The following is a 12,972-nucleotide window of genomic DNA, read 5'->3' as shown; positions in this document are numbered from 1 at the left end:
CTCAGACCTCCAGCGCCATGCCGCCGAAGGAGACGCCGGCGGAAGTACCGAGGAAGAGCAGCTTCATGCCGGACGCCACGCGGCCCTCGCGGCGCGCGACGTCGAGCGCGAAGGGCATGGAGGCGGCGATCTGGTTGCCGAAGCGGGCGGAGATATCGACGAGCTTTTGCGGCGCAAAGCCGGTCTGGCGCGCCATATGCGCAAGCGCGAAGGGGCTCGCCTGATGCGGCACGACGAGATCGATGTCTTCCCGCCGCCAGCCGGCGCGCTCCAGCAGAGCGTCGACGAAGCCGTTGAAGTGGCGCGAGGTGAGTCGGAACAGTTCCCTGCCATCCATGTGGAACAGGCTGTGCGCGGCGAATGCCTCCGGCTCCTTGCGGAAATCGAAGCGCGTGCCGCCCGAACCGATGCCGCAGGCTTCCCAGCCGGAAGGATAAGTGCGCATCAGGCTGGCCGCTACCTTGCCCTCGCCGGGCCTGGCCTTGCGCAGCATGGCCGCCGCCGCGCCGTCGCCGAAGAGCGCGGCGATCTCCGGCGCGTCCTGCCACGGCAGCGCGCGCGAAGCGACTTCGGACGAGAAGACCAGGGCCGTCTCACATTGGCCTGCCTCGATCATGCGGCCGGCGGCCTCGAAGGCGGTGAGGAAGCCGAGGCAAGTGCTGTTGACGTCGAAGGCGGCGGCCGAGCCGTCCGCCAGCCCGAGGCGCTGCATGACCAGCGGCGCGGTCGCCGGCAGCGGCTGGTAAGGCACGCCGCAGCCGCCGATGATCAGGTCGACGACGCTGGGCTCGAGGCCAGCATCGGCAAGCGCAAGGCGCGCGGCGGCGCAAGCAAGATCGATTTGCGATTCGGCATGGCAGACATAGCGCTCGACGACGCCAGTGACGGTTTCCAGCGCGCCCTCGCCAAGGCCGAGCTTCTCTTCCAGCGCGCGCGTCGTCACCCGCTCAGCCGGTACCGCCCTGCCGGTTCCGACGATCCTGATCCGCATTCCCCCCTCGCCGCATGAGCTTGCGTCTATCTAGCGCAAAAAGCGGTTCGAGGCGACGACCGTGACGGCGCCAAAGCGACCACGTTTGATCGCCGATCATTCTGCGATAAGTATGCGACGTTGCAGGGGGTGACGCATGGCCAATTCTTTTTCTCGCTTTATTTCTTCTGTCTTTGGGAATTCTGTTTCGAAGCCAAATGCGGATGTTGTCAGAAGCCCATGGCAAGACAGTCTCCAGTATCTGTTTATCGAGCCGTCAAGGAAGGATGTCTGGGAAGCACTGGACGGCTGGAAGTGGGTTGGGCTTGATGGCTTGGAGCCCGCCGCAGTCTCCTCATTCGGCGACATTTTCTTCCGTGCTCCCGATGGTTCCGTCAAATTGCTGGACATGATCGGAGGCCGATTGACCCAAGTGTCGGAAACATGGCCGGGGCTTATAACCCAGTTCAACGATCCTGATCGTCGCGACGAACTGTTGCTGGTTGGATTAGCGATGGCGGCACGAGAGAAGGGATTGGTCTTGGCGGACCGCGAATGTTACGACTTCGAAACGCCACCCGTACTCGGTGGCGAAATGTCAGCCGCGCAAATCAACAAGACCTTCTTCGTGGTGAAGGTGCACATAGCCGGCCAAATCCACCGGCAAGTAAAAGACCTTCCGCACGGCACGAAGATCAACAAGGTGACGATCGGCGATCGCTGACGGCTCTAAGCCTTCCGTTCCCACCGTCGATCCGGCGTCTGCTGCCAGTAGGTCACGGCGTGGCCGGCTTCCTTCATCGTCTTCCAATGGCCGCGCGCGGCTTCGAGCTGTGCCGCGTCATGGCCGTCGAACAGGAAGACGGCGCGCTCGTAGCCCGACAGCTCGGGCGGGTTGGCGCCATCGACCAGGAAGCGGATCTGCGCGGCGTTCTGGTTGCCCTCGCCCGTGGTGAGCAGGACCGGCTGCTCGGCCGGATAGGCCTCGCGGTCGGTGGCATGCGCCAGGAAGGAATCGTCGCGGAAAATCCATAGATGCTGGTCGAGCGCGTCGCGGCGCTCTTCCGTGCCTGTCTGCACCACCGCGCGCCAGCCGCGCTCGACGCTGCGCTCGAGCAGGCCGGGCAGCGCCTCCTCGAGCGTCGATTCAGTCAAATGGTAGAACAGGATGTCGGCCATCCCCTATCCTTCATAATGATCGCGCACCAGCCGGTCGAGCAGGCGCACGCCAAAACCCGAACCCCAGGACTGGTTGATCTCGCTGGACGGCGCGCCCATCGCGGTGCCGGCGATGTCGAGATGCGCCCAGGGCGTGTCCTTGACAAAACGCTGCAGGAACTGCGCCGCGATGATGGCGCCGCCATAGCGGCCGCCGATGTTCTTCATGTCGGCATTCTTGGAATCGATCAGCTTGTCGTATTCGGCGCCGAGCGGCATGCGCCACAGCCGTTCCTGTGATGCCTGCCCGGCGCCGAAAAGCCGGCCGGCAAGCTCGTCATTGTTGGAGAACAGGCCGGCATAATGCTGGCCGAGCGCGACCATGATCGCGCCGGTCAGCGTCGCCAGGTTGATCATGAATTTCGGCTTGAAGCGGTCGTTGGCGTACCAGAGCGCGTCGGCCAGCACGAGGCGGCCTTCGGCGTCGGTGTTGAGCACCTCGATCGTCTGGCCCGACATCGAGGTGACGATGTCGCCGGGGCGCTGGGCATGGCCGTCGACGGCGTTCTCGACAAGGCCGATGACGCCGACCACATTGGCCTTGGCCTTGCGCGCGGCCAGCGCATGGACCAGCCCGGTGACGGCGGCCGCACCGCCCATGTCGCCCTTCATGTCTTCCATGCCGGAGGCCGGCTTCATCGAATTGCCGCCGGTGTCGAAGGTGACGCCCTTGCCGATGAAGGCCAGCGGCGCGTCCTTGGCTTTGCCGCCGTTCCAGCGCATCACCACCAGGCGGGCGCCGCGCGGCGAGCCTTGGGCCACGCCGAGCAGCGAGCCCATGCCGAGCTTCTTCATCTCCTTTTCGGTGAGGATCTCGACCTCGACGCCGAGTGCTTCCAGCGCCTTGACGCGCTCGGCGAAGTCGACAGGCCCCAGCGCGTTGGCCGGCTCGTTGACGAGGTCGCGCGCCAGCAGCACGCCGTCGACCACCGCTTCCTCGCCGGCAAACACCTTCTTCGCGGCAGCCGGATCGGCGCAGTGGATCGTGACCTTGGCGGGCTTCGCCGCCTTCGCGTCGGATTGGCCGTCGTCCTTGTCTTTCCTGGTCTTGTACTTGTCGAAGGCGTAGCTGCGCAGAAGGATGCCGGCGGCAAGGCTCGCCGCCTGGCGGCCATCAGCCTGCAGTTCCGGCAGATCGAGGATGACGGCCACCTCGGTCGCCTTGCGCAGCGAAGCGGCGACAGCGCCGCCGAGCTTCAGCCAGGCGTTGTCGTCGAGAGCCGACACCTTGCCGGCGCCGATCGCCACCAGCCGGTCGACGGACGTTCCTTCCGGCGCCAGCACCTCGACCGAGCTGGCGAACTTGCCGGCGAAATCGGCGACCGGAAACGCGCGAGCCAGCGCGCCGGCCGGATCGCAGGCCTTCGCCGCCTCGCCGAGCCCGCCGCCGTCGGCCGCGAGCACGAAGACGCTACCCTTTTTCGGCGTGGCGAATTTGGCGAAAGAAATGGTAGGTCTCGACGTCATCAGGTCCTGCTTTCGGGGATGGCCGTATGGTGCCGGCAAAGGTAAATCTTGGCGAGCAAGGGGTTGGCAAGCGTGCGCGACATTTGGTCGTTTTCAGCCATTTGGCAAGACTTTGGCCGAAGTCGCTGCCTATATCAGCGCCACCATAGACAAAGGATTCGCCTCGGCGCAATCTTAACTTGCTGCCGTAACCTGCTGTTAACCATCGATGTTTTGCATTTCTTATCCATTGGCGCGGAGACTCCGTCGCGCCGGGGCACGCGGCGTGGGGCGACAAACCGGAGCGAGCCGCCTATGACCCAGTTGTGCGGGCGACGCCGGATGACTACCTTGTCGGCGGGCATGATGCCGTTCGGCAAAATCGAGAAAAGCCTTCATGAAGGTCGTTGAACGCTACATCATGCGCCGCGCGCTGACGATGTTCCTCGCCGCGCTGGTCTGGACGCTGGCGATCGTGTGGACGACGCAGGTGCTGGCCAAGATCGACCTTGTCACCGACAACGGCCAGTCGGCGCTGACCTTCTTCGAAGTCGCGGCACTGATCATTCCCTCGATCATCCCGATCGTGGTGCCGTTCGCCCTGGTGGTGGCGGTGGCGCAGACGCTGAGCGCCATGAACACCGATTCGGAGCTCGCCGTGCTCAGCGCCGCGGGCGCCTCGCGCTGGACCATCGCGCGGCCGATCCTGTTGCTCGCAATCGCGGCTTGCGCCTTTTCCTTCATCGTCGACAACGCCATCGACCCCTATGCCAGGCAGAAGAACCGCCAGCTGGTGGCGGCTTCGCGCGCCGACCTCGTGTCGCTGATCATCCAGGAAGGCACGTTCCGCAAGATCGACGAGGGCCTCTACCTGCAGGTCGGCGAACGGCTTCCCGGGAACCGGCTCGGCGGCATCTTCGTCGCCGATTCACGCGAGGAAGGCGCCAGCCTCACCTACTACGCCAAGACCGGCAGCATCGTCGAAAAAGGCGACGAGAAGGTGCTGATGATGAATGACGGCGTCATCAATCGCAAATCGGTCACCGGCGACCTCTCGGTCATCCGCTTCACCTCCTACGCCTTCGACATGTCCGCCTTCATGTCCGCGGCGAACGACATCACGCTTTTGCCCAAGGACCGCACGACGGCGTATCTGCTCAACCCGGATCCCAATGACAGGATGTTCCAGCGCGAACCGGGCAGCTACCGGGCGGAGCTCAACCAGCGCTTTGCCGAGTGGTCCTATTCGCTGGTGTTCGCGCTGATCGCGCTGGCCGTCGCGGGCGATGCGCGCTCGCATCGCGAAGCGCGCATCAACCCGTTGATCACGGCGATCGCGATAGCGCTTTTCGTGCGATGGCTGGGCTTCTTCGCCGCCGGCAAGGCCGACAGGGTCTCGTACTATATCTACCTGCTCTACGGCATTCCGCTGATTGCATCCGCGGTTTCGATCTGGTTCATCGTCTCATCGCGCACCATGGAATTGCCGGTCAGCTGGGCGGACTGGCTGACCAACGTCGCCAAGCGCACCAGCGACAACTGGACGGCATTCAAGCTGTGGCTTGCCCGGCGCACTTCCGGCCAGGGAGCCTGACCATGGGCTGGACGCTGGGTCGCTATTTCTTCTTCCGCTACGTCTCGATCACCTTCTGGTTCTTCCTGGGCCTGCTGGCGCTGGTGTTCCTGATCGATTTCACCGAGCTTTCCGGCCGCACGACCGGGCTGCCGGGCTTCACCTATGGCACGGCCTTCGCGATTTCGGCGCTCAGGATGCCGATGATCATGCTGCAGACGGTGCCGTTCGTCGGGCTGTTCTCGGCAATGGCGACGCTTGTGTCGCTCAACCGCCGCTACGAGCTGGTGATCGCGCGCTCGGCCGGGGTTTCGGCCTGGCAGTTCCTGTTTCCGTGCTGCGTCGGCGCGCTGATGTTCGGCGTGCTTTCGGTGGCCGTGATGAACCCCATCGCCGCGCATGGCTTTTCCTGGTCCGAGCAGATGGAGAACGACCTCAGGGCCGGCAAATCGAATGCGGTCACCACCAACGTCACGCCGTGGCTCAGGCAGAAAACCGAATCAGGCGACACCATCATCGGCGCCCGCGCCATCCTCAATCAGGGCCTGGAGATGGCGGACGCGGTGTTTTTCATCCTCGACCCGCAGGGCAACATCGCCGAGCGCAAGGACGCGGCCAAGGCCATCCTGCGCGACGGTTACTGGGAATTGCAGGACGTCAAGGTCTTCAAGGCGGGCAACATCCAGACGCTGGCGACCGACAAGGTGCCGACTAACCTCAAGCCGGAATTCGTTCAGGAGCGCCTGGCACGCCCGGAAACCATCCCTTTCTACGAGCTGCCGCGCAAGATCGAGGTTGCCCGTTCCTTCGGGCTCAAGGCAAATGCCTTCGCCATGCAGTTCGATTCGCTGGTGGCGTTGCCGTTCCTTCTCGTCGCCATGACGCTGATTGCTGCAACGGTTTCAATGCGATTTGCGCGAATGGGGCAGTCGGCAACGATGATTCTGGGTGGCGTCGTGGCCGGGTTTCTGCTTTATGTCGTTTCGGTACTGGTCAAGGCATTCGGTGTGGCCGGATTCGTGCCTACGGTGGTGGCTGCATGGGTTCCGGTTGTCGTGGCTATGTTCTTTGGGGTGACCTTTCTGCTATACAAGGAAGACGGCTAGTGAGGGAGGCTGGATTGCGCAGCCATAGGCAGGCCGGTTTGGCACGCCTCTATGGGGCGACAGCCTTGGCATGTCTGTTCGCTTGTGCGGCGCCGATGGCACCCGCGCTGGCGCAGACTATCGCTGCCAAGCCCGTCCCGTCCGACACGCAGATGCTGCTGGCCGCCGATACGCTTGTCTATGACAACGACAAGCATACGGTGACGGCCGTCGGCGGCGTGCAGATCGACTATGGCGGCAACAAGCTGGTCGCCCAGCGCGTGGTGTACAACCGCGACACCAAGCGCCTCGTCGCCAGCGGCGCCGTCGAGATCATCAACAGCGACGGCACCAAGATCAATTCCGACCATATCGACATTACCGACGACTTCGCCGACGGGTTCACCAACGCGTTGCGCGTCGAGACGATCGACAAGGCCTATTTCGCCGCCGAGAGCGCCGAGCGCATGGGCGGCGTGCTGACCACTTTCCACAATGGCGTCTACACCGCCTGCGAGCCTTGCGAGGACAAGCCCGACAAAGCGCCGACCTGGCGCGTCAAGGCGCGCAAGATCATCTGGAACGGCGAGAAGAAGACGGTCCGCTTCGAGAATTCGAATTTCGAATTCTTCGGCTTCCCGCTTGCCTATCTGCCGGCCTTCGAGATCGCCGACCCGACCGTGAAGCACAAGAGCGGCTTCCTGATCCCCGGCATCGTCTACAACAACCATCTCGGCGTCGGCGTCAAAGTCCCCTATTATTTCGCGCTGTCCCCGACCTATGACCTCACCGTCACCGGCAGCGGCTATACCAAGCAGGGTTTCCTCGGCGAGGCCGAGTGGCGCCAGCGCTTCAACAGCGGCGAATACACGCTGAAGATCGCCGGCATCAACCAGCAGGACCCGCGTGCGTTCATCGGCACGGGCAACCGCTATGTCGTCGATTCGGGCGAGCCCGGCGATCCGAACAAATTCCGCGGCATGATGGGCACCAAGGGCCAGTTCGCCATCAACGAGCGCTGGAACTTCGGCTGGGACGTGCTGCTGCAGACCGACAAGGACTTCTCGCGCACCTACAATATCGACGGTTTCAACGATCTCGCCCACCAGTCGTCGATCTATCTGACCGGCTTGAACGGCCGCAATTACTTCGACGTTCGCGCCATGCGCTTCGAGGTGCAGGAAGACACGCTCTCAAGCGATCCGACGGCACGCGCGGCCAAGCAGCCCTGGGTGCTGCCGTCGTTCGACTATGCCTATATTCCCGACACGCCATTGGCCGGCGGCCAGCTGTCGTTCAACGTCAACGCGCGCGTCATCAGCCGCAACCGGCTGGATGCGGTGCTGGCTGATCCGGCCGTCAGCACGTCCGTCAACAACGTGCGCGGCATTGACGGCGAATCGAGCCGGCTCACCGCCGAGGCCGAATGGAAGCGCACCTTCACCACCGACGGCGGCCTGCAGCTGACGCCGTTGCTCGCCTTCCGCGGCGACGCCGGCTATGTCAACGCCAATCAGGCTTCGCTCGATGCGGTCAACCAGATGGGCGCGAATCTCGGCGAGGACGTCGACATGCGTTCCTCGCTTGCCCGCTATATGGCGACCCTCGGCCTCGAGGCGCGGTGGCCGCTGCTGTTCTCGATGCCCAGTTCCAGCCATATCCTGGAGCCGACCGCGCAAGTCTTCGTGCGTCCGAACGAACAATATGTCGGCGGCCTGGCCGTCCCCAATGAAGACGCGCAGAGCTTCGTCTTCGACGCCACCACGCTGTTCGAGCGCGACAAATTCTCGGGCTATGACCGCATAGAAGGCGGCACGCGCGCCAATGTCGGCTTCCGGTATTCAGGCGCCTATGACAATGGCTGGGCGACGAATGCCATCTTCGGCCAGTCCTACCAGCTCGCGGGCGAGAACTCCTTCGCCGCGCCCGATCTCGTCAATGCCGGGGCCGAGTCCGGCCTGGACAAGCGGACCTCGGATTATGTCGGCCTCGTCGGCTTCAACAGCCCGAGCGGTTTCTCCGGTTCCGTGAGCGGGCGTTTTGACGAGCAGACACTCGAGGTCCGGCGCGCCGAAGTGAAGGCTGCCTATTCCAGCCTGCCGATATCGCTCAGCGCCAAATATGCCTTCATCGAGGCGCAGCCGCTCTATGGCTTCACCACCGACCGGCATGAAGTCACGCTCGGCGCCTCGACGCATCTGGCGCAGAACTGGCGGCTGTTCGGCACCGGCACCTACGACATCCAGAGCAACGTGCTGGTCAAGGACGGGGTCGGTTTCGCCTACAACGATTCCTGCTTCACCTACATCATGACCTATTCGCAGACACGCGATACCATCACCAGGGAAGTGTCGCAGAATATCGGCTTCAACCTGTCGTTCCGCACGCTGGGCGATTTCGGCTCGTCGACAAGCGCTGTCGATACGATCCAGTAACCGAAGGCCGGCGCGTGCCTGCGAGCCGGGCGCCGATGGTCCTTTGGTCTTGATTTGGAGCGTGAACCCCCGAAAATGCGCTGATTCTCGGGGCCATGCGCTGGCGACATCGTTTCGCCGCATAGGAGAGGCATGGGGTCGGCTGTATCGCGCAGGCGTTCGGAGGACGCGCGGCGCTGTCGCGCCGACGAATTTGGGGCGGGAAATTGGAAGGTAAGATGAGGAAATACCTGTTTTCGGCAGGATTGGCGCTTCTGGTGGCGGCGACCTCGGTTTCGGTCACGGCTGTTGTGCAGCCAGCTTTCGCCGCGGAGATCAAATATGTCGTCAACGGCATACCGATCACCACCGGTGACATCGCGCATCGCGCCGCCTTTTTCAAGCTCCAGCACAAGAAAGGCGACGCCGGGCAGGAGATGATCGACCAGACGCTGCGGCTGGCCGAGGCCAAGCGGCTCGGCATCCGCATCACCGATGAGCAGGTCGACGCCGCCTACCAGCGCTTCGCCTCGGGCAACAAGATGCCGCTGGCCAAGCTCGACGCGATCATGAGCCAGTCGGGCGTCACCAAGGAACATTTCAAGGAATTCATCCGCGCCCAGATGGCCTGGAACCAGGCGCTCAGCGCGCGCTACCGCTCCGGCGAGGGCGGCTCGGTGACCGAGCAGGACGCCGTGCGGCGCATGCTCGACAAGGGCGGCGCCAAGCCGACGGCGACGGAGTACATGCTGCAGCAGGTGATCTTCGTGGTGCCGGCATCGGAGCGCGCCGCCACGCTCGCCAAGCGCAAGCGCGAGGCCGACGCCATGCGTGCCCGCTTCAGCGGCTGCAACACCACGCGCGAATTCGCCAAGGGTCTGATCGACGTCACCGTGCGCGATCTCGGCCGGGTGCTGGCGCCGCAATTGCCGACCGACTGGGCCGAGCAGATCAAAGCCACCAAGGTCGGCGGCGCGACACCGACGCGCGAGACCGAACGCGGCGTCGAATTCATCGGCATCTGCTCCTCGCGCGAGGTTTCCGACGACAAGGCCGCGCAGATGGTGTTCCAGGCCGAGGGCGGCAGCGACAAGGACGCCGACGAGCTCAGCAAGAAATATGTCGCCGAGCTGCGCCAGAAGGCCAAGATCGTCGAACGCTAGAGTTGGAGACATCAGGTCGGACCAGCCTGAATCCGTCTCCCAAATCCGAGAAATGGAGCATGATGTCGTCCGAAAACCGCAACACACTTTTCGGCGTCATGCTCTGAGCGACAAGCATGCGATACCACAGTCAGCCCACCCGATGAGCGCGCGCAAGACCGATGCGCCGCTGGCGCTCAGTGTCGGCGACCCTTCGGGCATTGGACCCGAGATCGCCATCGCCGCCTGGCAGGCGGGCGACAGCGCCGGGGTGCCGCCCTTCTATCTCATCGGCGACCCGGCCCTGATCGAAGCCCGCGCCCGCCTTGTCGGCGCAAATGTAACGGTTGCCGAGACCTTGCCCGGACAGGCCGCGCATCATTTTGCCCGCGTGCTCCCCGTCGTGCCGCTCCAAGCGCGCCATGTCGACAGCCCCGGAGAGCCGGATCCGGCCAATGCCGCCGGCACCATCGAAGCCATCGATCGCGCCGTCGCCGACTGTCTCGCCGGCAGCGCCGCCGCGGTGGTCACCTGTCCGATAGCCAAGAAGCCGCTTTACGATGCGGGATTCGGCTTTCCCGGCCACACCGAATATCTGGCGCATCTGGCTTCGCGCCACACCGGCAAGGAGGTCACGCCGGTGATGCTGCTGGCCGGACCCGATCTGCGCACCGTTCCGGTGACCATCCATATCCCCTTGGCCGAAGTGCCGAAAGTGCTCACCACGGAGCTGATCGTCGCCGTAGCGCGCATCACCGCCGCCGATCTCAAAAGCCGCTTCGGCATCGCGCGGCCGAGGCTTGCGATCGCCGGGCTCAACCCCCATGCCGGCGAAGGCGGCGCCATGGGCCAGGAGGATGCGGCAATCGTCGCCCCGGCCGTCGAGACGCTGAAGGCGGAAGGCATCGACGCGGTCGGACCGCTGCCGGCCGACACGATGTTTCATCCACGCGCGCGCGCCACCTATGACGCGGCGCTGTGCATGTATCACGACCAGGCGCTGATCCCGGCCAAGACCTTGGCCTTCGACGAGGCGGTCAACGTGACGCTCGGCCTCCCCTTCATCCGCACCTCGCCCGATCACGGCACCGCCTTCGATATCGCCGGCAGGGGCATTGCCCGCGCCGACAGCCTGATCGCCGCGCTCAGGCTGGCACGCCGGCTGGCCGACAGCGGCCGGCAGGCCGCGGCCGCGTGAGGACGCGTTGAACGGGCGCACCACGATCGACGGGTTGCCGCCGTTGCGCGCGGTCATCGAGCGGCACGGCCTGCAGGCCAAGAAAGCGCTCGGGCAGAATTTCCTGCTCGACCTCAACCTGACAGGCAAGATCGCCCGCGCCGCCGGGGATCTCGGCGAGGCGACCGTGATCGAGGTCGGCCCCGGCCCGGGCGGGCTGACGCGGGCGCTGCTGTTCAACGGCGCGCGGCGCGTGATCGCCATCGAGCGCGACGAGCGCTGCCTCGAAGCGCTGGCCGAGGTTTCCAGCCACTATCCCGGTCGCCTGGAGGTCATTCCCGGCGATGCGCTGAAAACGGATTTTGCCGCGCTTGCCGGAACAGCGAATGGCGGGCCGGTGAAGATCGCCGCCAACCTGCCCTACAATATCGGCACCGAGCTTCTGATCCGCTGGCTGACAGTGGCCGACTGGCCGCCGTTCTATCAGTCGATGACGCTGATGTTCCAGCGCGAGGTGGCTGAGCGCATCACGGCGGGTCCGGGCAGCGACGCCTATGGCCGGCTCGGCGTGCTGGCGGGGTGGCGCACCGAGGCGAGGATCGCCTTCGACGTGCCGCCGCAGGCTTTCACCCCGCCGCCCAAGGTCACCTCCTCCGTCGTGCATCTGGTGCCGCGCTCGTCTCCCCTGCCCGTCGACGGCAAAAAGCTTGGCCGCGTCACCGAGGCGGCCTTCGGCCAGCGCCGCAAGATGCTCAGGCAAAGCGTGAAGAGCCTGGGCGGCGAGGCGCTCCTCACCCGCGCCGACATCGACCCGACGCGGCGGGCGGAAACGCTCAGCGTGGAAGAGTTTGTCCGGCTGACCAACGCGGTCTGATCGCCGGCGCCACCACTGGAACCCACAAAACGGCGCCATAGATAGGCGGGCGAAACCGCCTGGAGCCTGCCCTGGAACCTGCAATGCCTGCCTATATCATTTCCGACGTTACGATCCGCGACCGGGAAGCGTTCGAAGCCTATCGAACCCGCGCCGCGGCCTCCATCGCCGCGCATGGCGGCCGCTATCTGGTCCGGGGCGGCGACGTGGAGACGCTGGAAGGCAATTGGCGGCCCGGACCGCTGATCGTCGTTGAATTTCCTGACATCGAGACTGCGCGGCGCTGGTACCGCTCCGAGGAATACGCGGCCGCACTCGAGGTTCGCGATGCAGCGCTGAGCCGCAACCTCATTCTGGTCGAGGGGTTGTTAAGTACATGACAAGGGTAGCATTCGTCATTCAGACGCATTACATTTGTGGCAAAGGAGGCTACCATGCCAACGAACGCACTTGTCCAGACTCGTATAGACGCCGAGATCCGGGATCGGGCTTCCGCGGTGCTCGAAAGCATGGGGCTGACGGTCTCCGATGCGGTTCGCATACTGCTCACCCGCACCGCCAATGAGGGTGTGCTTCCCATCGATCTGGTCACAAACAACGAGGCGTATGACGCGTGGTTTCGCGCCAAAGTGCGCGAGGCGCTCGACGACACCCGACCCGATATTTCGGACGAACACGTCGAGGCCCATTTTGCCGAGCGACGCGCGGCGGCACGCCGTAAGGCTGGTGAACAAAAATCTTGAAGATTGTCTGGTCGCCATTCGCGCGTTCCGACCGCGACGACATTTTTACCCATATTGAAGCCGACAACCCTACTGCCGCGATCGCCGTGGATGAGCGGATTGTCGCCGCCGTCAGCCGCCTTCGAGACTTTCCCGAAAGCGGCCGGACCGGCAGACTTTCAGGGACACGGGAGCTTGTCATCGTTGGCACACCATACGTCGCAGCCTACCAACTGACCGAGGGTAGGATTCGAATCCTGCGCGTGCTTCACGGAGCACAGCGTTGGCCGGACAATCTGCAAGACTGCTGATACAGTTTTGTTCGGCTTGGCGACGCCACGGCGCCTTGCC

The 12,972-nt window shown here is 64.3% G+C and carries 13 protein-coding genes; 10 read left to right on the top strand and 3 right to left on the bottom strand.

What is annotated here, in order from left to right:
* Window position 1: 1 nt before the first annotated feature.
* A complete protein-coding gene (locus EN862_RS14080) occupies window positions 2-991 on the bottom strand; it encodes a 3-oxoacyl-[acyl-carrier-protein] synthase III C-terminal domain-containing protein (RefSeq protein ID WP_127864932.1) in 990 nt (329 codons plus the stop codon).
* Between the two features lie 136 nt (window positions 992-1,127).
* Between EN862_RS14080 and EN862_RS14075 the strand changes: the two genes are divergently transcribed.
* The gene (locus EN862_RS14075; protein WP_127864931.1) at window positions 1,128-1,694 is read left to right on the top strand and encodes a T6SS immunity protein Tdi1 domain-containing protein; all 567 of its coding nucleotides are present in this window, start codon (window positions 1,128-1,130) and stop codon (window positions 1,692-1,694) included.
* Between the two features lie 5 nt (window positions 1,695-1,699).
* Here the strand turns inward: EN862_RS14075 and EN862_RS14070 are convergent, their stop codons facing one another.
* Window positions 1,700-2,149, bottom strand: a complete 450-nt coding sequence (locus tag EN862_RS14070; protein ID WP_112125606.1) for a DNA polymerase III subunit chi — start codon at window positions 2,147-2,149, stop codon at window positions 1,700-1,702.
* A 3-nt stretch (window positions 2,150-2,152) separates the two neighbouring features.
* Window positions 2,153-3,655 (bottom strand): leucyl aminopeptidase, encoded by a 1,503-nt coding sequence (locus EN862_RS14065; RefSeq protein ID WP_127864930.1) that lies wholly within the window; start codon window positions 3,653-3,655, stop codon window positions 2,153-2,155.
* A 376-nt stretch (window positions 3,656-4,031) separates the two neighbouring features.
* Between EN862_RS14065 and lptF the strand changes: the two genes are divergently transcribed.
* The 9 genes from lptF to EN862_RS14020 all read left to right on the top strand — a co-directional run bounded on the left by lptF (window position 4,032) and on the right by EN862_RS14020 (window position 12,932).
* Window positions 4,032-5,228, top strand: a complete 1,197-nt coding sequence (gene lptF / locus EN862_RS14060; RefSeq protein WP_127864929.1) for an LPS export ABC transporter permease LptF — start codon at window positions 4,032-4,034, stop codon at window positions 5,226-5,228.
* A gap of 2 nt (window positions 5,229-5,230) precedes the next feature.
* The gene (gene lptG / locus EN862_RS14055; RefSeq protein ID WP_127864928.1) at window positions 5,231-6,313 is read left to right on the top strand and encodes an LPS export ABC transporter permease LptG; all 1,083 of its coding nucleotides are present in this window, start codon (window positions 5,231-5,233) and stop codon (window positions 6,311-6,313) included.
* The gene (locus EN862_RS14050) at window positions 6,313-8,727 is read left to right on the top strand and encodes an LPS-assembly protein LptD (protein ID WP_193771565.1); all 2,415 of its coding nucleotides are present in this window, start codon (window positions 6,313-6,315) and stop codon (window positions 8,725-8,727) included. The genes lptG and EN862_RS14050 overlap by 1 nt, the downstream gene beginning before the upstream one ends.
* A 218-nt stretch (window positions 8,728-8,945) precedes the next feature.
* Entirely contained in the window at window positions 8,946-9,869 is a 924-nt protein-coding gene (locus EN862_RS14045) for a peptidylprolyl isomerase (RefSeq protein WP_127864926.1), read from the top strand.
* Between the two features lie 142 nt (window positions 9,870-10,011).
* The gene (gene pdxA / locus EN862_RS14040) at window positions 10,012-11,046 is read left to right on the top strand and encodes a 4-hydroxythreonine-4-phosphate dehydrogenase PdxA (RefSeq protein ID WP_127864925.1); all 1,035 of its coding nucleotides are present in this window, start codon (window positions 10,012-10,014) and stop codon (window positions 11,044-11,046) included.
* A 7-nt stretch (window positions 11,047-11,053) separates the two neighbouring features.
* Window positions 11,054-11,899 (top strand): 16S rRNA (adenine(1518)-N(6)/adenine(1519)-N(6))-dimethyltransferase RsmA, encoded by an 846-nt coding sequence (rsmA, locus tag EN862_RS14035; protein ID WP_127864924.1) that lies wholly within the window; start codon window positions 11,054-11,056, stop codon window positions 11,897-11,899.
* A gap of 83 nt (window positions 11,900-11,982) precedes the next feature.
* On the top strand, window positions 11,983-12,279 hold the full coding sequence (locus tag EN862_RS14030) for a DUF1330 domain-containing protein (protein WP_127864923.1): 297 nt from the start codon (window positions 11,983-11,985) through the stop codon (window positions 12,277-12,279).
* A gap of 54 nt (window positions 12,280-12,333) precedes the next feature.
* Window positions 12,334-12,642 carry a type II toxin-antitoxin system RelB/DinJ family antitoxin gene (locus EN862_RS14025; RefSeq protein WP_127228406.1) on the top strand — a complete coding sequence of 103 codons (309 nt, stop codon included), beginning with the start codon at window positions 12,334-12,336 and terminating at the stop codon, window positions 12,640-12,642.
* On the top strand, window positions 12,639-12,932 hold the full coding sequence (locus EN862_RS14020) for a type II toxin-antitoxin system RelE/ParE family toxin (protein ID WP_127864922.1): 294 nt from the start codon (window positions 12,639-12,641) through the stop codon (window positions 12,930-12,932). The genes EN862_RS14025 and EN862_RS14020 overlap by 4 nt, the downstream gene beginning before the upstream one ends.
* Window positions 12,933-12,972: the final 40 nt, after the last annotated feature.

Origin of the sequence: Mesorhizobium sp. M2E.F.Ca.ET.219.01.1.1 (assembly GCF_004016445.2) — a bacterium.
In the GTDB taxonomy this organism is placed as follows: Bacteria; Pseudomonadota; Alphaproteobacteria; order Rhizobiales; family Rhizobiaceae; genus Mesorhizobium.
Note: the sequence above shows the minus strand (reverse complement) of the source record. Positions and strands in the feature narration are given on the sequence as shown.